The 17,953-nt window shown below is 38.8% G+C and carries 16 protein-coding genes and 1 tRNA gene; 16 read left to right on the top strand and 1 reads right to left on the bottom strand.

What is annotated here, in order from left to right:
• Positions 1-110: 110 nt before the first annotated feature.
• Positions 111-184 (bottom strand) — tRNA-Met (locus tag BANA01_RS23265).
• Positions 185-419: 235 nt separating this feature from the next.
• Between BANA01_RS23265 and spoIIE the strand changes: the two genes are divergently transcribed.
• The 16 genes from spoIIE (at position 420) to lysS (ending at position 17,411) form a co-directional block, all read left to right on the top strand.
• A complete protein-coding gene (gene spoIIE, locus BANA01_RS23260) occupies positions 420-2,900 on the top strand; it encodes a stage II sporulation protein E (RefSeq protein WP_063254875.1) in 2,481 nt (826 codons plus the stop codon).
• Between the two features lie 95 nt (positions 2,901-2,995).
• The gene (locus BANA01_RS23255) at positions 2,996-3,733 is read left to right on the top strand and encodes a vWA domain-containing protein (protein WP_063254874.1); all 738 of its coding nucleotides are present in this window, start codon (positions 2,996-2,998) and stop codon (positions 3,731-3,733) included.
• Positions 3,702-4,712: a protein kinase domain-containing protein gene (locus tag BANA01_RS23250; RefSeq protein ID WP_063254873.1), complete on the top strand. Its 1,011-nt coding sequence runs from the start codon at positions 3,702-3,704 to the stop codon at positions 4,710-4,712. Before BANA01_RS23255 ends, BANA01_RS23250 begins: the two co-directional genes overlap by 32 nt.
• A 156-nt stretch (positions 4,713-4,868) precedes the next feature.
• Entirely contained in the window at positions 4,869-6,257 is a 1,389-nt protein-coding gene (tilS, locus tag BANA01_RS23245; RefSeq protein ID WP_063254872.1) for a tRNA lysidine(34) synthetase TilS, read from the top strand.
• A gap of 26 nt (positions 6,258-6,283) precedes the next feature.
• A complete protein-coding gene (hpt, locus tag BANA01_RS23240) occupies positions 6,284-6,829 on the top strand; it encodes a hypoxanthine phosphoribosyltransferase (RefSeq protein WP_218008415.1) in 546 nt (181 codons plus the stop codon).
• A 135-nt stretch (positions 6,830-6,964) separates the two neighbouring features.
• Positions 6,965-8,914 carry an ATP-dependent zinc metalloprotease FtsH gene (ftsH, locus tag BANA01_RS23235; protein ID WP_063254871.1) on the top strand — a complete coding sequence of 650 codons (1,950 nt, stop codon included), beginning with the start codon at positions 6,965-6,967 and terminating at the stop codon, positions 8,912-8,914.
• 112 nt (positions 8,915-9,026) lie between these two features.
• Complete coding sequence (locus tag BANA01_RS23230) at positions 9,027-9,812, top strand: type III pantothenate kinase (RefSeq protein WP_082799648.1); 786 nt, start codon at positions 9,027-9,029, stop codon at positions 9,810-9,812.
• A 14-nt stretch (positions 9,813-9,826) separates the two neighbouring features.
• Positions 9,827-10,705, top strand: a complete 879-nt coding sequence (hslO, locus tag BANA01_RS23225) for an Hsp33 family molecular chaperone HslO (RefSeq protein ID WP_063254870.1) — start codon at positions 9,827-9,829, stop codon at positions 10,703-10,705.
• 19 nt (positions 10,706-10,724) lie between these two features.
• On the top strand, positions 10,725-11,621 hold the full coding sequence (locus BANA01_RS23220; RefSeq protein WP_063254869.1) for a peptidyl-prolyl cis-trans isomerase: 897 nt from the start codon (positions 10,725-10,727) through the stop codon (positions 11,619-11,621).
• A 166-nt stretch (positions 11,622-11,787) separates the two neighbouring features.
• Positions 11,788-12,714 carry a cysteine synthase A gene (cysK, locus tag BANA01_RS23215; RefSeq protein WP_063254868.1) on the top strand — a complete coding sequence of 309 codons (927 nt, stop codon included), beginning with the start codon at positions 11,788-11,790 and terminating at the stop codon, positions 12,712-12,714.
• A 115-nt stretch (positions 12,715-12,829) separates the two neighbouring features.
• The gene (gene folP, locus BANA01_RS23210) at positions 12,830-13,666 is read left to right on the top strand and encodes a dihydropteroate synthase (RefSeq protein ID WP_063254867.1); all 837 of its coding nucleotides are present in this window, start codon (positions 12,830-12,832) and stop codon (positions 13,664-13,666) included.
• A complete protein-coding gene (gene folB, locus BANA01_RS23205; protein WP_063254866.1) occupies positions 13,659-14,018 on the top strand; it encodes a dihydroneopterin aldolase in 360 nt (119 codons plus the stop codon). Before folP ends, folB begins: the two co-directional genes overlap by 8 nt.
• A gap of 2 nt (positions 14,019-14,020) precedes the next feature.
• Positions 14,021-14,548: a 2-amino-4-hydroxy-6-hydroxymethyldihydropteridine diphosphokinase gene (gene folK, locus BANA01_RS23200; protein ID WP_063254865.1), complete on the top strand. Its 528-nt coding sequence runs from the start codon at positions 14,021-14,023 to the stop codon at positions 14,546-14,548.
• On the top strand, positions 14,500-14,706 hold the full coding sequence (locus tag BANA01_RS23195) for a helix-turn-helix domain-containing protein (protein WP_063254864.1): 207 nt from the start codon (positions 14,500-14,502) through the stop codon (positions 14,704-14,706). Before folK ends, BANA01_RS23195 begins: the two co-directional genes overlap by 49 nt.
• A gap of 15 nt (positions 14,707-14,721) precedes the next feature.
• Positions 14,722-15,720, top strand: a complete 999-nt coding sequence (gene dusB / locus BANA01_RS23190; protein WP_063254863.1) for a tRNA dihydrouridine synthase DusB — start codon at positions 14,722-14,724, stop codon at positions 15,718-15,720.
• Between the two features lie 206 nt (positions 15,721-15,926).
• Positions 15,927-17,411 carry a lysine--tRNA ligase gene (lysS, locus tag BANA01_RS23185; protein WP_063254862.1) on the top strand — a complete coding sequence of 495 codons (1,485 nt, stop codon included), beginning with the start codon at positions 15,927-15,929 and terminating at the stop codon, positions 17,409-17,411.
• The last annotated feature ends 542 nt before the right edge of the window (positions 17,412-17,953 follow it).

Here is a 17,953-nt window from a genome sequence, read left to right as displayed (position 1 = left end):
AGCGACTTGTCTTTTTGTTTTGTTTTCTAATAAAAAAAAGCGTCGAGATAGTCGACGCTTTTTTAATTGATTTAGCGGAAGAGTTCAACAAAACACTTTCGCTTTTCGTATAGCGGCGGAGGGGATCGAACCCCCGACCTTACGGGTATGAACCGTACGCTCTAGCCAGCTGAGCTACACCGCCAAGTATTTGTGACACAAAGAATATAATACAGATGAAAACAATTTGTGTCAATTAGTTTTTTAAAATTTACTAATCATTCCGTATTCCGACATCCTTTCGATTTGTCAACATTATTTGAATAATTATAGTGGAAACCGTCGAACGAAACTTTGCATACGTTCACTAATTTGACAAAATTTTAAAACTATTAATTTTATAATAGTCTTTAACAAGAATTAGTAGAGGAGTGTGACTTATGGAAAAGCTAGAACGGAGTTTACTAGAACCGGTCGGAGAGGTTAACTTTCGATCCTCTAAATGGTCTTGGGACAGCGTTATGAAAAAATTCCAGATAAAAGTTGAATCCTTCTTCCTTATTAAGGGTTACTTACTACTTATAGTGGGTTTCTTATTAGGGAGAGCTTTAATATTATCCACGCTTGCTCCCTTTAGTCTGCCTTTTTTCGCTGCAGTCTTCTTAATAAAAAGAGATCGGTCTCCACTGGCATTAGTAGGTTTGGTTGCGGGCGCAGCAACCGTTTCTTTAAAAAATGCAGCATTTACCTTTTTAGTATCTATCCTTTTTCTAGTCATATATCGGATTAGTGAGAGATGGATTAAAAATGAAATGAGAATGATTCCATTTTTTGTTGCTATCATTCTAGGGTTAGGGAAATTAGCCGAGGCCTTTATTATTGCTAGGCAGCTGACACTTTATGACGCAATGATGGTTGGTGTTCAGGCAAGTCTTTCGTTTATTCTGACGCTGATCTTCTTACAGAGCATCCCTTTATTAATCCTGAACAAGCGCAGACAATTGTTAAAAACAGAGGAAATTGTTTGCCTAATTATCATGCTTGCTTCCATCATGACCGGAACGATTGGCTGGAAAATTTACGATTTATCGCTTGAACATATTATGTCTCGCTATCTTGTTTTAGTATTTTCATTTATTGCGGGAGCCACAGTAGGATCGACAGTAGGTGTCGTAACCGGGTTAATTTTTAGCCTTGCAAGTGTTTCTAGCTTTTATCATATGAGCCTGCTTGCGTTTTCGGGTGTACTAGGCGGTTTATTAAAAGAAGGGAAGAAAATAGGCGTTGCAATCGGGTTGTTTATTGCAACATTGTTAATTGGAATGTATGGTCAGGAGGGTGGTGCCGGCTCTTTAACTACTACACTATTGGAGTCTGCCGCAGCAATTGTCCTTTTCCTATTAACACCGCAGCTATTTACTTCAAAATTAGCCAAGTATATTCCTGGTACACCAGAATATACAACGGAACAACAAAAATACATGAGAAAAATGCGAGATGTAACGGCACAAAGAGTAGCCCAATTCTCTAGTGTTTTTCATGCACTTTCAAATAGTTTTTCGCAATTGGAAACAAAGCCTGATGATAGAGAAGAAGAACGTGAAATGGATTATTTTATGAGCCATGTAACAGAAAAAACCTGTAATACTTGCTTTAAAAAGGAGCAGTGTTGGGCGAAGAATTTTCATACCACCTATGGATATCTTGAAGAAATTATTCATGAGATGGATCAAAATGATGGAGTAGTTTCGCCTAAATTATCCCGTGAATGGGATAAGCACTGTACCCGCTCAAAAAGAGTGTATGAGGCGGTGGGCCAGGAGTTGACCTTTTATCAAGCTAACCAAAAATTAAAGAAACAGGTACAGGAAAGCAGGAAACTTGTAGCCGATCAGCTTCTTGGTGTTTCAGAGGTAATGGATAACTTTGCAAAAGAGATTCAGCGTGAAAGAGAGAATCATCATAAGCAGGAAGATCAAATTTTGGAGTCTATTCAAGCATTTGGTGTTCAGGTTGAGCATGTAGAGATTTATAGTCTTGAGTCAGGAAATGTAGATATTGAAATGTCCGTTCCATTTTGTAATGGACACGGTGAGTGCGAAAAGTTAATTGCACCCATGCTATCCGATATCCTCGGAGAACAAATTATCGTAACCTCTGAGGAATGTGCTGCCTATCCTAACGGTTTCTGCCATGTAGTGTTCCAATCTTCAAAAGCCTATACCGTTGAAACAGGAATGGCCCATGCTGCAATGGATGGCGGTTTTGTTTCGGGTGACAGCTATTCAACCATGGAACTAGGATTGGGGAAATTCGCCATTGCCATCAGTGATGGAATGGGGAACGGAGAAAGGGCCCATTATGAGAGCAAAGAGACACTACAGCTTTTACAAAAAATACTACAATCAGGTATCGATGAAAAAGTCGCCATAAAGTCAGTCAATTCCATTCTATCGCTTCGAACGACAGATGAGATTTTTGCAACATTAGATCTAGCTATGATTGACCTTCAAAACGCTTCAGCGAAATTCTTAAAGATAGGTTCAACCCCAAGTTTTATAAAAAGGGGAAATAAAGTAATCAAAATTCAAGCCAGTAATTTGCCGATAGGAATTTTAGAAGAATTTGAAGTAGATGTGGTGAGTGAGCAATTAAAAGCAGGAGATTTACTCATTATGATGAGTGATGGAATCTTTGAGGGTCCTAAGCATGTGGAAAATTATGATTTATGGATGAAACGAAAAATCCAAGAATTACAAACGGAGGATCCTCAGGAAATATCTGATTTAATATTGGAAGAGGTGATTCGTTCACGGGATAACTTGATTGGTGATGATATGACCATTGCGGTTGCAAAGATTAAGCACAATACACCTAAATGGGCGAGTATCCCTGTTACAAAGATGAAGAAACGAGCGTAATCAACTATTTTATCCGGTTAATCATATAAATATGTATAAATCCCCTCCGCAGTGTCGAAAATGGGAGTAACTCGAATAGTGGAGGGAGAATGAGTATGTATACTGGGAAAATTCGTCAGATCTTATTAATAACAGACGGCTGTTCAAATCAAGGTGAAGATCCTATTGCCATGGCTGCACTTGCAAAAGAACAAGGTATCTCTGTAAATGTCATCGGTGTAATGGAGCAAGATGTAATTGATGAAAAGGGAATGACGGAAATAGAGGGAATAGCGATGTCCGGAGGCGGAGTCAGCCAAATTGTTTATGCTCAAGCGCTCTCTCAAACTGTTCAAATGGTTACAAGGAAAGCAATGACACAGACAATCCAAGGTGTAGTAAATAGGGAGCTTCAGCAAATTCTTGGTCGTTCACAGACAATCGAAGACCTTCCTCCTGAGAAACGAGGGGAAGTAATGGAAGTAGTCGATGAACTTGGAGAAACTGTCGAATTAGAGGTGTTGATTCTTGTCGATACAAGTGCAAGTATGAAACACAAGCTTCCAACCGTTAAAGAAGCCCTGCTTGACCTTTCCCTTAGCTTAAATGCACGTACAGGTGATAATCAGTTTGCTGTTTTTGTATTTCCCGGGAAAAAGAATGATGTCGAAAAAATTCTAGATTGGACGCCAAAACTACAATCTTTGACAAGTATCTTCTCACAACTTACAACTGGGGGAATTACTCCGACGGGTCCCGCAATTCGTACGGCACTATCTTCATTTAATTCAAAACGTTCATTAAGGAGTCTCATGACCGGTGATGATGAATCATTCCTTGAAGAGTCGATGTAAAGTAGCTCCAGGCACTGTAATCACAGGGAAATGGCACTCGAATAAATATACAGTTATAAAGGAACTAGGATATGGAGCAAACGGCATTGTCTACCTTGCAAAGTTTAAAAATTCGCAAGTAGCCTTAAAGATGAGCGATAACGGTATGTCCATTACCTCAGAGGTTAATGTATTAAGGTCGTTTGCAAAGGTCCAAGGGTCTACCCTCGGACCTTCTTTGCTTGATGTGGATGACTGGAAAAGTAGCAGAGGGCAGATTTCATTTTATACGATGGAATATATTCAAGGCCCCGATTTAATGACTTTTATTCAGAATAAGGGAAGGTCGTGGACCACTGTCCTTTTTCTTCAATTATTAAATGATTTAAATAAGCTTCATGAGAACGGCTGGGTATTTGGTGATTTAAAGCCAGAAAACCTAATCGTTACCGGCCCAACACCAAAAATTAGGTGTATAGATGTTGGCGGAACAACGATTCAAGGGAGAGCGATTAAAGAATTTACTGAGTTCTATGATCGGGGATACTGGGGGTTAGGAACAAGAAAGGCAGACCCTGCTTACGATTTATTTGCTGTAGCAATGATTATGATTAATACTGCATATCCAAAACGCTTTAACAAAACAACTGGCGGGATTTCGCAGCTCAGAGAAGCCATTAGAAGACAAAAGGATTTACAAACATTGGAAAAGGTTATCCTAAAAGCCCTCCAAGGACATTACACCAATGCACTTCAAATGAGAACAGAACTAATGTCATTGGCCATGAGCAGCCAAAAACCCAGCTCTGTCAATCAATCAATGGCATCGAATTCCACTAGCACCATTCAACCACAAAAGGTCAATCAGACAGGAAGTCAGCCCAAAACCCGGCAGAATTACAGGAAGAAAAAGAAAAAAAGCCGCTGGGCAGAAACAGTCATCATCACAATGTCTCTTACACTTTTATACTTTTTGTATATTTTTCAAAAACTTCTTTGATTTTTGAAACTAATTGTTATTCATACCGTATTAAAGGGAAGGAAAAAAAGACCTAATCCATTAGGTCTTTGTTTTTGATACTTTTGTCATAAAAGTGGTAAGCTAGGTTTATTCAAATAAATTAATAAAGAAACTTTTTATAAGGAAGAATGTAGAATGTTAGAAGCAAAGGTAGCAGCATTGCTTAACCGACAATCATTTCAACTTGAAAATAAGAAAATGGTGGTTGGTGTTTCGGGGGGGCCAGATTCACTTGCCTTGCTTCACTATTTGTGGACACAGCAGGAAAGAAAAAACCTTTCGATTGTTGCAGCACATGTGGATCATATGTTTCGTGGACAAGAGTCGTTAGAAGATGCTCTATTCGTGAAAGATTATTGTGAGCAAAAGTGCATCCCTTTTGAAATGGCACGAATTAATGTCCCTGAAATTATTAAGGAAACAAAGAAAAATCCGCAGGTGGCATCTAGACAGGCAAGATATGAGTTTTTTGAGAAAATCATGGATAAATATGGTTGTAACTATCTAGCCCTTGGTCACCATGGAGATGATCAGGTGGAGACTATATTAATGCGCCTGACGAGAGGAAGTTCTGGCTCCGCAAGAGCCGGTATTCCGTTTATGAGACCACTTAAAAATGGATACATTTTTCGTCCTTTCTTATCCTTAACGAAGGCAGAGCTTGCGGAATACTGTCAGAAGCAAAATTTGGTCCCAAGAATAGATCCTAGTAATAAAAAAAGTATTTATAGCAGGAATCGCTTCCGAAACGAAGTTTTACCCTTTTTAAAAGAGGAAAATCAGCATGTGCATGAACATTTTCAACGGTTTAGTGAAGAACTGCAGGAGGATGAAATACTTCTTCAGGAATTAACTGTCCAAAGAATGAATAAAGTAATGAAAAAGAGAGAAAAGAATAAAATTACCATTGACATAATTCCCTTTTTGGAAATGCCAATTTCTTTACAAAGAAGAGGTATTCAACTAATATTAAACTATCTTTACAAAGTAATACCAGTGTCACTTTCTGCTTTACATATTGAGCATGTTCTATCTTTAATTCGACATCATCATCCTTCTAAAACACTTGATTTTCCCAACGGTTTAAAGGTCATTCGATCGTATTCACTACTCTCTTTCCAATTTGAAGTAAGTGAATCTGGCGCGTATTCTTTCAAAGTGACGGAACCAGGCGAGCTTGAATTACCTAATGGGGCAAGTATAAAAATGGATGTTATTGATGATAAGAAAAACATTGAAACAAAAGGAAATTATGCATTATTTCCTGCTGACCAGATTAAACTGCCCATTGAGATTCGAACAAGAAAAATGGGGGATCGCATGAACCTGAAAGGAATGTCAGGAACAAAAAAGCTAAAAGATATTTTTATCGATAGCAAAATTCCAATCCAGGATCGTGATGCATGGCCTGTAATTACTGACAAAAATGGGTGTATTCTTTGGCTTCCTGGAATAAAAAAGTCAGCTTTTGAAGGCATTAATCATTCAACAAGTCAGTATATACTACTCACATATCATAAGTAATGATTCTTCTAGGAGGCACAGTTATTATGAAACAGGATATTGAAAAGGTATTATTTTCTGAAGAAGAAATTCAGGGGAAAATCAAAGAATTAGGTGCTCAATTAACTGAAGAGTATCAGGATCGCTTTCCACTTGCAATTGGTGTCTTAAAGGGTGCAATGCCATTTATGGCTGATTTACTTAAAAGAATGGATTGCTATTTGGAAATGGATTTCATGGATGTATCGAGCTATGGGTCTGCTATGGTTTCTTCAGGAGAAGTAAAAATCCTAAAGGATTTAGATACTTCAGTTGAAGGAAGAGATATCCTGATTATTGAGGATATTATCGATAGCGGTTTGACCTTAAGCTATCTAGTTGATTTATTCCGTTACCGAAAGGCAAAGTCAATCAAAATTGTTACCTTACTTGACAAACCAACAGGAAGGAAGAGTGCAATAAAGGCAGATTATGTAGGTTTTATTGTCCCAGATGAATTTGTGGTTGGGTATGGATTAGATTATATCGAAAAATACCGAAATCTTCCATATATTGGTGTTTTAAAGCCGGAAGTATATAGCAATAATCTTTAAGTGAAAACTAAAAAGGCTATTGCAAATGTAAATTGACAACATTGGTTTAACCCAGTTAAAAACAGTAATTTAAGAATTGGAATGATTTTTTATGATACTATCTAAAAAAGTTTTTATCGCGGGAGGAGGTAAGAGATGAATCGGATTTTCCGTAATACCATCTTTTATTTATTGATATTTTTAGTCATTATTGGCGTGGTAAGCTTCTTTAATGGCAGCAACGAACCTACGGATAACATTTCCTATAATGAGTTTGTTGACCATTTAGAAGCGAATGAAGTGGATTCATTTTCTATGCAGCCTGAACGTGGTGTCTTTGAAGTTCGGGGGCAGTTTGAAAAAGGGGTAAAAGACGGTAAGAACTTTTTAACATACGTTCCTAATAGTGAAAAAATCTTAGAGCGTATTGATGCTGCAGGTTCTAAGGTAGAAGTAATGCCTGCTAAGGAAACAAGCGGATGGGTAACATTCTTTACTTCCATCATTCCATTTGTCATCATCTTTATCCTATTCTTCTTCTTATTAAACCAAGCTCAAGGCGGCGGCAGCCGTGTAATGAACTTTGGTAAGAGTAAAGCAAAACTTTATAACGATGACAAGAAGAAGGCTCGATTTAAGGATGTAGCAGGTGCAGATGAAGAGAAACAAGAATTAGTTGAAGTGGTTGAATTCCTAAAAGACCCAAGAAAGTTTGCTGAACTTGGTGCACGTATTCCAAAAGGGGTCCTGCTTGTAGGTCCTCCAGGAACAGGTAAAACATTACTTGCACGTGCAGTAGCAGGTGAAGCAGGTGTTCCTTTCTTCTCTATTAGTGGATCTGACTTCGTTGAAATGTTTGTCGGGGTCGGTGCATCCCGTGTTCGTGATTTATTTGAAAATGCAAAGAAAAATGCTCCTTGTATCATTTTTATCGATGAAATTGATGCAGTTGGTCGTCAACGTGGTGCAGGTTTAGGCGGCGGGCACGATGAACGTGAGCAAACATTGAATCAATTGCTAGTTGAAATGGATGGATTCGGCGCTAATGAAGGAATTATCATTATTGCTGCAACAAACCGTCCTGATATATTAGACCCTGCATTATTACGTCCTGGACGTTTTGACCGTCAAATTACGGTAGACCGCCCAGATGTAAATGGTCGTGAAGCAGTTCTAAAAGTACATGCAAAGAACAAACCTTTAGATGAATCTGTTAACTTAAAAAATATTGCCATGAGAACACCTGGTTTTTCTGGTGCAGACTTAGAAAACTTATTGAATGAAGCGGCCTTAGTGGCAGCGCGTCAGAATAAGAAAAAGGTCGACATGGAAGATATTGATGAAGCAACAGACAGGGTTATTGCAGGGCCAGCGAAGAAGACACGTGTTATTTCTGCTAAAGAACGCCGCATTGTTGCTTTCCATGAAGGTGGGCATACAGTAATCGGATTAATCTTAAATGAAGCAGATATGGTTCATAAGGTTACGATTGTTCCTCGTGGTCAAGCGGGCGGCTACGCAGTTATGCTTCCAAGGGAAGACCGTTACTTTATGACGAAACCTGAATTACTGGATAAAATTGTTGGTTTATTGGGCGGACGTGTTGCCGAAGAGATTGTTTTCGGTGAAGTAAGTACAGGTGCTCATAACGACTTCCAACGTGCAACAGGGATTGCCCGCAGAATGGTCACTGAGTTTGGTATGAGTGATAAACTTGGAGTTGGTCAATTTGGTCAGGCTTCAGGCGGTCAGGTATTCTTAGGCCGTGACATTCACAATGAACAAAACTATTCAGATGCGATTGCCTTTGAAATTGACCTTGAAATTCAACGCATACTTAAAGAATGTTATGAAAGAGCTAAAACCATTCTCACTGAGAATCGTGATAAACTTGACCTGATTGCGAAGACACTTCTTGAAGTTGAAACGCTAAATGCAGAACAAATTGAATACTTAATTCAAAATGGGCGTATGCCGGAATCTGCTGCAGAGCTCGAAGGGTTTAAACCAGTGGAAACAAAGAAAATTGATGATGTAAAAGTAAATATCAGCACGAAGAAGGATGAAGAACCACCTAGTCAGCCTTCTGAAACTGAGGATAAGTAGATATCTTAAAAAGAGTGCTATATAAAAGCACTCTTTTTTTCACGATAAAAAATAATTATGATATGATGTTTGCAGTGTACCATTAGAAAAATCAGAAAAGTGAGTGATTCTTTTGATTTTCGTATTTGATGTAGGGAATACCAATACGGTTTTAGGTGTATATAAAGGAGAAGAACTTAAATATCACTGGCGTGTCGAAACGAACAGGAACCGAACAGAAGATGAATTTGGAATGGTTATTAAAAACCTTTTTGATGCTTCAGGCCTCTCGTTTTCGCAAATTGATGGGATTATCATTTCATCCGTTGTACCACCAATCATGTTTGCTTTAGAAAGAATGTGTAAAAAATACTTCCACCTTACCCCGTTGGTAGTGGGGCCAGGAATAAAAACTGGGCTAAATATTAAGTATGAAAACCCTAGAGAAGTAGGCGCTGATCGAATCGTGAATGCAGTGGCAGCCATACATGAATATGGAAGCCCTTTGATTATTGTCGATTTTGGGACCGCAACCACATATTGCTATATCAATGAACAGCGGCAATATATGGGAGGTGCTATTGCACCAGGGATTGGTATTTCGACAGAGGCTTTATATTCAAAGGCTGCAAAGCTGCCAAGGATAGAAATAGCTCGTCCAGAAGGTGTAATTGGTAAAAATACAGTTGCAGCCATGCAGGCAGGAATTGTCTACGGGTATGTAGGGCAGGTCGAAGGAATCGTAAAAAGAATGATGGACCAAAGTGAACAAAAACCAACAGTCATCGCGACGGGCGGTTTATCCTCTTTAATCGCCCAAGAATCAAAAATCATTGATATTGTCGATCCATTTTTAACTTTAAAAGGATTACAGCTAATCTATAAAAGGAATATGGATACTATAAGAAATAGCAACTAGAAAGGAGCTACATAATGAGTGATTATTTAGTAAAAGCATTGGCTTATGATGGCCAAATTAGAGCATATGCTGTCCGTTCTACGGAAATTGTTTCAGAAGCACAGCGCCGGCACCAAACATGGCGCACTGCCTCAGCAGCATTAGGGCGTTCCCTGACCGCTGGAGTTATGATGGGGGCAATGTTAAAGGGTGAAGACAAATTAACAATTAAAATTGACGGGGGCGGACCAATCGGCGTCATCTTAGTAGATAGCAATGCTAAGGGGGATGTTCGTGGCTATGTATCAAATCCCCAAGTTGACTTTGAAGCAAATGAGCATGGGAAATTAGATGTGCGCCGTGCGGTTGGAACTGAGGGTACTCTGTCTGTCGTTAAAGATACAGGTCTTCGTGACTTCTTCTCTGGTCTAGTACCAATCGTTTCTGGTGAATTAGGTGAAGACTTCACCTATTACTTTGCAACTTCAGAGCAGGTACCATCCTCCGTTGGAGTGGGTGTGCTTGTGAATCCTGATGATAGCATTCTTGCTGCAGGAGGATTTATTTTTCAACTAATGCCTGGAGTTAAAGATGAAACCATTACCATGGTAGAGGAACGATTAAAAACAATTGCACCTATCTCAACATTGGTAAAGCAAGGTCTAACACCAGAAGAAATTTTGGAAGAACTTTTTGGTAAGGATAAGGTCAATGTCTTGGAGACAATGCCTGTTCAATTTAAGTGTGTCTGCTCAAAGAATCGTTTCGCTGATGCGATAGTTGGTTTAGGAAGAGGCGAAATAGACGATATGATTACGGAAGACGGACAGGCTGAAGCACACTGTCATTTTTGTAATGAAAAGTATCTATTCACAAAAGAAGAGCTAGAGGAATTGAAGAGTCAGGCAAAATAAAGCGCGGGGGGAGGAGTAATTGAGGCGTAAGCAGCTATGGTATGTGATCGCAGCACTTATTCTGTTGAACTGTCTAACACTTATCTTTTTCCTAGCTAAAGTCAAAGAGATAAACGGGACAAACGTCAGCGAAGAGGTCGTTGCGTCAGTGGGGAAAAGTGATATTACGAGGCAGCAATGGCTCAATGAATTAGAGGCAAGATACGGAAAAGATGTTCTAAAAGATATGATTGACCAAAAAGTGATAAAAGAAATGGCAGCTAAATATAACATTAAGGTTTCCGAAAAAGATGTGGAACGCGAATATAGAATCCTTCAAACTACATATAGCACGCCAAGTGAAAATAAAAAGACATCTGAGAAGAAATGGAAACAGCATATCCGAATTAGTCTCTTGCAGGAAGAAATTCTTACAAAGGATGTAAAGGTCTCGGAAAAAGAGATGAAAGCCTATTTTGAGGAAAATAAAGAACTTTTTACAATTCCTGATGCTTTTCATGTATCACATATTATTGTCAAATCAAGTGATGAAGCAGAAAGGGCAATCCAGGAACTCGAGCAAGGTTCTAGTTTCTCGGCATTGGCTATGGAACGCTCAATTGAAGAATTTTCTGCCAATGAAGGCGGGGATATAGGTTATCTAATCGAAGGGGAGGAACGCTACCCTTCTGAATATTTAACCACGGTAAAGAAATTAAAAGAAGGTTTATGGAGTGATCCTATCCAAGTAGAACAGGGTTTTGCTATTGTTAAGCTCGAAGGAAAAATAAAGGGTAAAAAGTATTCTTATAAAGATGTTAAACAACAAATTCGTCGTGAAATTGCACTTGAACAAATGAAAAGCCCAGCATCTGCGTCGACCTTCTGGGAAGAAGTGAAGGTAGATTGGTTCTATGGGAATAAAGAAGCAAATTAAGTGAAGTACAGAAGTTTTTTCTGTGCTTTTATTTTTATGAAGTCCAAGAGAAAATTGATTTTTTTGGCATTTATGAAGTCTTAAATGGTTGACAAAACTATCAGAAAACTGGTAAATTCATTATAATACCAATAAAAATACTCGGAATAAAGAAAGAGGTGCTCTAATGGTACGTGTAGCAAATTCAGTTGCAGAATTAGTTGGTCAAACTCCTATTGTTAAATTAAACAGATTAGTAGATGAAAACAGCGCAGAGGTTTTTTTAAAGCTTGAATATTTTAACCCTGGCAGTAGCGTAAAAGACCGTATTGCTTTAGCAATGATTGAAGCAGCAGAAGAGAAGGGTTTAATTAAGCCTGGAGTCGATACGATTATTGAGCCTACAAGTGGAAATACAGGTATCGGTTTAGCAATGGTTGCAGCAGCTAAAGGATACAAGGCGATCTTTGTTATGCCTGAAACAATGAGCTTAGAAAGAAGAAACTTACTTCGTGCATACGGAGCGGAGTTAGTACTTACTCCAGGACCTGAAGGGATGAAAGGTGCTATTTCAAAGGCTAATGCACTTGCTGCTGAAAACGGATATTTCGTACCTCAGCAGTTCGAAAATGAAGCAAACCCTGAAGTACACCGTAGAACTACTGGTAAGGAAATTGTGGAGCAAATGGATCAACTTGACGCATTTGTTGCAGGTATCGGTACTGGCGGTACGATCACAGGTGCAGGTCAAGTTATTCGTGAGAAGTTCCCAAATGTAAAAATTTATGCGGTAGAGCCTACTGATTCGCCTGTATTATCTGGCGGTAAGCCAGGTCCGCACAAAATCCAAGGAATTGGAGCAGGATTTGTTCCTGCCGTTTTAAGTACAGATGTATATGATGAAGTGATTCAAGTTCAATCAGAAGAAGCATTCACAGCTTCACGCAGAGCAGCCAAAGAAGAAGGAATCCTAGGTGGTATTTCTTCTGGAGCAGCGATTCATGCCGCTTTAGAAGTTGCTAAGAAACTAGGAAAAGGTAAAAAGGTACTTGCTATTATTCCAGACAATGGCGAGCGTTATTTAAGTACACCTCTTTACCAATATGAAGGCTAATAAAATCTCGGGGAAAGAGGTTATAGCGTAAAGCTAAAGCCTCTTTTTTTTGCTATAAAAAACATTCTTCTTGTATGATGTAAGAAGTAAATCTAAAATGAGGGTGGCTTTAAGGATGCAGACAGCAGGATTGAAATGTGGACCATATACATTAGACTTCGATAAAAAAACCATCATTATGGGGATATTAAATGCAACTCCTGATTCCTTCTCAGATGGCGGTAAATACAACAATATAGAACAGGCCGTTGAGCGTGCCAAAGAAATGGTTAAAAATGGAGCGGATATAATTGATATAGGCGGTGAATCAACGCGTCCTGGTTATACCGTAATTTCTGATGAGGAAGAAATAGAACGTGTTGTCCCACTTATTGAAGCTATTTCTAAACAAGTGAGTGTTCCTATTTCTATTGATACTTATAAAGCCCAAGTTGCTCAAGCGGCAGTAGAGGCAGGTGCCCATATTATTAACGATATTTGGGGTGCGAAAGCAGACGGGAAAATGGCAGCTGTTGCTGCACAATACCAAGTTCCGATTATCCTTATGCATAATCGTCATGATCGAAATTATTCACATTTTATAAGAGATGTGCTAAATGACTTGTACGAAAGCATCAACATTGTAAAACAAGCTGGTGTAAAAGATGATCAGATTATCCTTGACCCTGGAATCGGTTTTGCAAAAGATTTCAAAGAGAACATTTTGATGATGCAGCACTTAGACACGTTGACGGCTCTAGGTTATCCCGTGCTTTTAGGCACCTCTAAAAAATCCATGATTGGACAAGCGCTAGATCTTCCGGTAAAGGAAAGAATGGAAGGGACCGGGGCAACGGTTTGTTATGGTATACAAAAGGGATGTCAAATCATTCGAATCCATGATGTTAAAGAAATGAGCAGAATGGCAAAAATGATGGATGTTCTAATGGGGAAGGGTGGTTGCCTTGGATAAAATATTTGTAAACCAAATGGAATTCTACGGTTATCATGGCGTCTTCCCTGAGGAAACTAAACTTGGACAGCGATTTATTATAGATTTAATGGTATTAGTAGATTTAAAAAAGGCTGGAGAAACGGATGCGCTTGAGTATTCAGTAAACTATGGTGAGTTATTTCAAGTGTGTAAGGAAATTGTTGAGGGAAAGCCATATAAGCTTGTTGAAGCTATCGCAGAAAAAATTGCACAAACCGTTTTGAAGCAATTTACTCTTGTTTCTGAGGTAACAATAAAGGTAATTAAACCAGATCCGCCAATCCCTGGTCACTATCGGTCCGTTGCAGTAGAAATTACAAGGAGAAGATAAAAATGGGAAATACAGCATTTATTGCCCTTGGATCTAATATCGGGGACAGGTATGATTATTTATCGAAAGCGGTTGAACGTCTAGTGAGCCATTCAAAAATTCAATTGGTAAATACCTCCTCCGTTTATGAAACGGACCCCGTCGGATATGAGGAACAAGATTTGTTTTTAAATATGGTGATGGAGATTCAGACTGACTTGAGCGCGTTCGAATTATTAGATTTTTGTCTAAAAGTTGAATTAGAACTTGGAAGAAAGCGGGAAATTATGTGGGGGCCAAGAACAGTGGACCTTGACATCCTCCTCTATAATCAAGAAAATATAAAATCAGAGAAACTTATGATTCCGCACCCACGGATGCTAGAGCGGAATTTTGTCATGATTCCTTTGTCAGAGATAAAACCAAACATCACCATTCCAAATACAGAGAAACCACTTGAAGTATGGATAGAAGAATTACCTAACAAAGAAGGAGTCCGAGTATGGAAGCGGAAAAATGGGGAAGACGTATTCGAGCCTATCGGAAACTAAAGGGCTACACACAGGAGAGCTTCTCGAGGGAGCTTGGTGTATCAGTATCAATTATTGGGGAGATTGAAAGAGGTAATCGCCTGCCTACAGGTGAGCTGTTAAAAAAGATCGGTCAAACCTTAAATATTACTATAGAAGAACTTTCACCTAATGAATAGGGAGGTAATAAAAGCATGTTGAAAATCGGCAATATTGAAATGAAAAATCAAGTTGTGTTAGCGCCGATGGCTGGTGTATGCAACTCTGCCTTCCGTTTAACAGTTAAGGAGTTCGGAGCTGGTTTGGTTTGTGCCGAGATGGTCAGCGATAAAGGAATTGTCATTAAGAACGAAAAGACAATGAATATGCTTTACATCGACGAGCGTGAAAAACCATTAAGTCTGCAAATTTTTGGGGGCGAAAAGGAAACACTCGTGGAAGCGGCAAAATTTGTAGATAGAAATACAAATGCAGATATTATAGATATTAATATGGGGTGCCCAGTTCCAAAAATCACAAAATGTGACGCTGGAGCGAAATGGCTGTTAGACCCAGATAAAATTTATGAGATGGTTTCTGCTGTTGTAGACGCAGTAGAAAAACCGGTGACTGTTAAAATGCGTATGGGGTGGGATGACGAGCATATCTTTGCTGTCAAAAATGCACAAGCAGTAGAAAGAGCCGGCGGTAAAGCAATTGCACTTCATGGACGTACGCGTGTTCAGATGTATGAAGGAAAAGCAAACTGGGATATAATTAGAGAAGTAAAGCAGTCTATAAATATTCCGTTAATCGGTAATGGTGATGTCCAAACTCCACAGGACGCGAAAAGAATGCTGGATGAAACAGGTGTAGATGGTGTAATGATCGGTAGAGCAGCCCTGGGAAACCCATGGATGATTTACCGTACTGTGCAGTACCTTGAGACAGGAAAATTGATGGACGAACCAACAGTCCGTGAAAAAATGGATGTTTGTATCCTGCACCTTGACCGTTTAATTGCTCTTAAGGATGAATATATTGCTGTCCGTGAAATGCGTAAGCATGCGGCATGGTACTTAAAAGGTGTAAGAGGAAATGCACGAGTGAGAAATGCTGTTAATGAGTGTAATACTCGTGACGAATTAGTAGGACTGTTAAATGGTTTAGCCGCAGAAGCAGAAGAGAATGAAAGCCAGGTAATCGTAGGATAAATTTGACTTTAACAATAAGCTTTTCTATAATGTTTTTGTTTAAGGAGCACTGCCAGTAAAATAACTGGCAGTTTCTTTTATATTAATCTTTTTTGATGTCTGAATTGTTTAGATTGTGTAGAATAATAAAGTATGCATAAAAAGTGAACTATTTACGGGATTGAATCTTAGTTTACATAAAAAGAAGTATTGGGAGTTGATAAAGTATGAGTCAAGAAGAATTAAATGACCAGCTGAGGGTCAGACGAGAAAAGATGAATACGATGCGTGACAATGGACTGGATCCGTTTGGTAAACGCTTTGAACGTACTCATAGTATTAGTGAGCTAGTAGAACAGTATGGTGAGTTAGAGAAGGAAGAACTTGAGACAAAGAATGTTGAAGTAACTCTTGCAGGCCGGATGATGACTAAGCGCGGAAAAGGTAAAGCGGGGTTTGCTAATATCCAAGACCTCACTGGACAAATTCAAGTATATGTTAGAGTGGATGCGATTGGCGCAGAAGCTTATGAAGTATTTGATTCATCCGATTTAGGAGATATCATCGGTGTGACAGGAACCTTATTTAAAACAAAGGTTGGAGAATTATCCGTTAAGGTTCAAAATTATACATTTTTAACAAAGGCGCTTCGACCTTTACCGGATAAGTTCCATGGACTTAAAGATGTAGAGCAGCGTTACCGTCAGCGTTACCTAGACTTAATTGTCAGCCAAGAAAGCAGAGAGACCTTTATTACACGAAGTAAAATCATCCAAGCTATGCGCCGTTACCTTGATGACAATGGCTATTTAGAGGTTGAAACACCGATGATGCACTCGATTGCCGGAGGTGCTTCTGCAAGACCGTTTATTACCCACCATAATGCACTTGATATGGAACTCTACATGCGTATCGCTATTGAACTCCACTTAAAACGTTTAATTGTAGGCGGACTTGAGAAGGTTTATGAAATTGGCCGAGTATTCCGTAATGAAGGGGTTTCTACACGACACAATCCTGAGTTTACGATGATTGAGCTGTACGAGGCATATGCAGATTATCAAGATATTATGAGTCTGACTGAAAATCTAATTGCACACATTGCTCAAGAAGTATTAGGTTCCACTACTGTCCAATACGGAGAATATGAAGTCAACCTAAAGCCAGAGTGGAAAAGACTGCACATGGTAGACGCTATAAAAGAATATACTGGAGTAGACTTCTGGAAACAAATGAGTGTAGAAGAGGCCCGTGCGCTTGCGAAGGATCATGGCGTAGAAATTACCGAACATATGCTATATGGCCATATTGTTAATGAATTCTTCGAGCAAAAGGTTGAAGAAAAGTTAATACAGCCAACTTTTATTTATGGACATCCAGTTGAGATTTCTCCACTTGCTAAGAAAAATGAAGAAGACCCAAGATTTACTGATCGGTTCGAATTATTTATTGTTGCACGGGAACATGCGAATGCATTTACTGAATTAAATGACCCGATTGACCAAAGAGAACGTTTTGAAGCCCAATTAAAAGAACGTGAACAGGGTAATGATGAAGCTCATGAAATGGATGAAGACTTTGTAGAGGCATTAGAGTATGGTATGCCTCCTACAGGTGGATTAGGAATCGGTATTGATCGTCTTGTTATGCTGTTAACTAACTCTCCATCGATTCGCGATGTATTATTATTCCCATTAATGCGTCATCGTTAAGCTAAAGAGGCAGAAGCACCAGGTTACTGGTGCTTTATTTTTTTGGGTAAGTTAAATAAGGCTGTTGATTTACGCTCTAGTAATCAGCGAAAGTAAAACAAGCGGAGACTTTCCGGTTAGAGGCAGAATGGAGACTGTTTCAGGGTTAATAAGGGGAGGTTTTCCGGTTAAGCAAAGCAAAATCCTCCATTTTAACGTATTTCGGGTAAATAGACGGAATCTCTCCGTTTATTTAGGCTATTTTTATTAGTAATTACTAAATAAGCGAGATTTTTCCGTTTATTTAGATTCAAAAATTAATAAATTCAACAAAGACTTTTAACGCAGTCATTTTTTAAAAAAGTAATTTGAAAATTATTATTTTAGTATATTTGATAAATATGTTTGAAAAGCTATTGCACTGATTCGTTAATGGTGGTATATTAATATCTGTTGTTGCGAGACAACGATGTTTTAAAAAACTTCTTCAAAAAGTTATTGACATTAAGAAAATAACTTGGTAAGATGATAAAGTCGCTTTTGAGCGATATGAAAAATTGTTC

Source organism: Neobacillus niacini NBRC 15566, from assembly GCF_001591505.1.
GTDB classification, from domain to species: Bacteria; Bacillota; Bacilli; order Bacillales; family Cytobacillaceae; genus Neobacillus; species Neobacillus niacini.
The sequence above is the reverse complement of the archived record's forward strand: the minus strand, read 5'-3'. Positions and strand labels throughout refer to the sequence as shown.

Coding starts and splice junctions, on each gene's coding strand:
- folP (WP_063254867.1), top strand. CDS start 12,830: ATGCAGACAGCAGGATTGAAATGTGGACCATATACATTAGACTTCGAT.
- ftsH (WP_063254871.1), top strand. CDS start 6,965: ATGAATCGGATTTTCCGTAATACCATCTTTTATTTATTGATATTTTTA.
- BANA01_RS23195 (WP_063254864.1), top strand. CDS start 14,500: ATGGAAGCGGAAAAATGGGGAAGACGTATTCGAGCCTATCGGAAACTA.
- spoIIE (WP_063254875.1), top strand. CDS start 420: ATGGAAAAGCTAGAACGGAGTTTACTAGAACCGGTCGGAGAGGTTAAC.
- BANA01_RS23250 (WP_063254873.1), top strand. CDS start 3,702: ATGATGAATCATTCCTTGAAGAGTCGATGTAAAGTAGCTCCAGGCACT.
- cysK (WP_063254868.1), top strand. CDS start 11,788: ATGGTACGTGTAGCAAATTCAGTTGCAGAATTAGTTGGTCAAACTCCT.
- folK (WP_063254865.1), top strand. CDS start 14,021: ATGGGAAATACAGCATTTATTGCCCTTGGATCTAATATCGGGGACAGG.
- hpt (WP_218008415.1), top strand. CDS start 6,284: ATGAAACAGGATATTGAAAAGGTATTATTTTCTGAAGAAGAAATTCAG.
- tilS (WP_063254872.1), top strand. CDS start 4,869: ATGTTAGAAGCAAAGGTAGCAGCATTGCTTAACCGACAATCATTTCAA.
- lysS (WP_063254862.1), top strand. CDS start 15,927: ATGAGTCAAGAAGAATTAAATGACCAGCTGAGGGTCAGACGAGAAAAG.
- BANA01_RS23255 (WP_063254874.1), top strand. CDS start 2,996: ATGTATACTGGGAAAATTCGTCAGATCTTATTAATAACAGACGGCTGT.
- hslO (WP_063254870.1), top strand. CDS start 9,827: ATGAGTGATTATTTAGTAAAAGCATTGGCTTATGATGGCCAAATTAGA.
- dusB (WP_063254863.1), top strand. CDS start 14,722: ATGTTGAAAATCGGCAATATTGAAATGAAAAATCAAGTTGTGTTAGCG.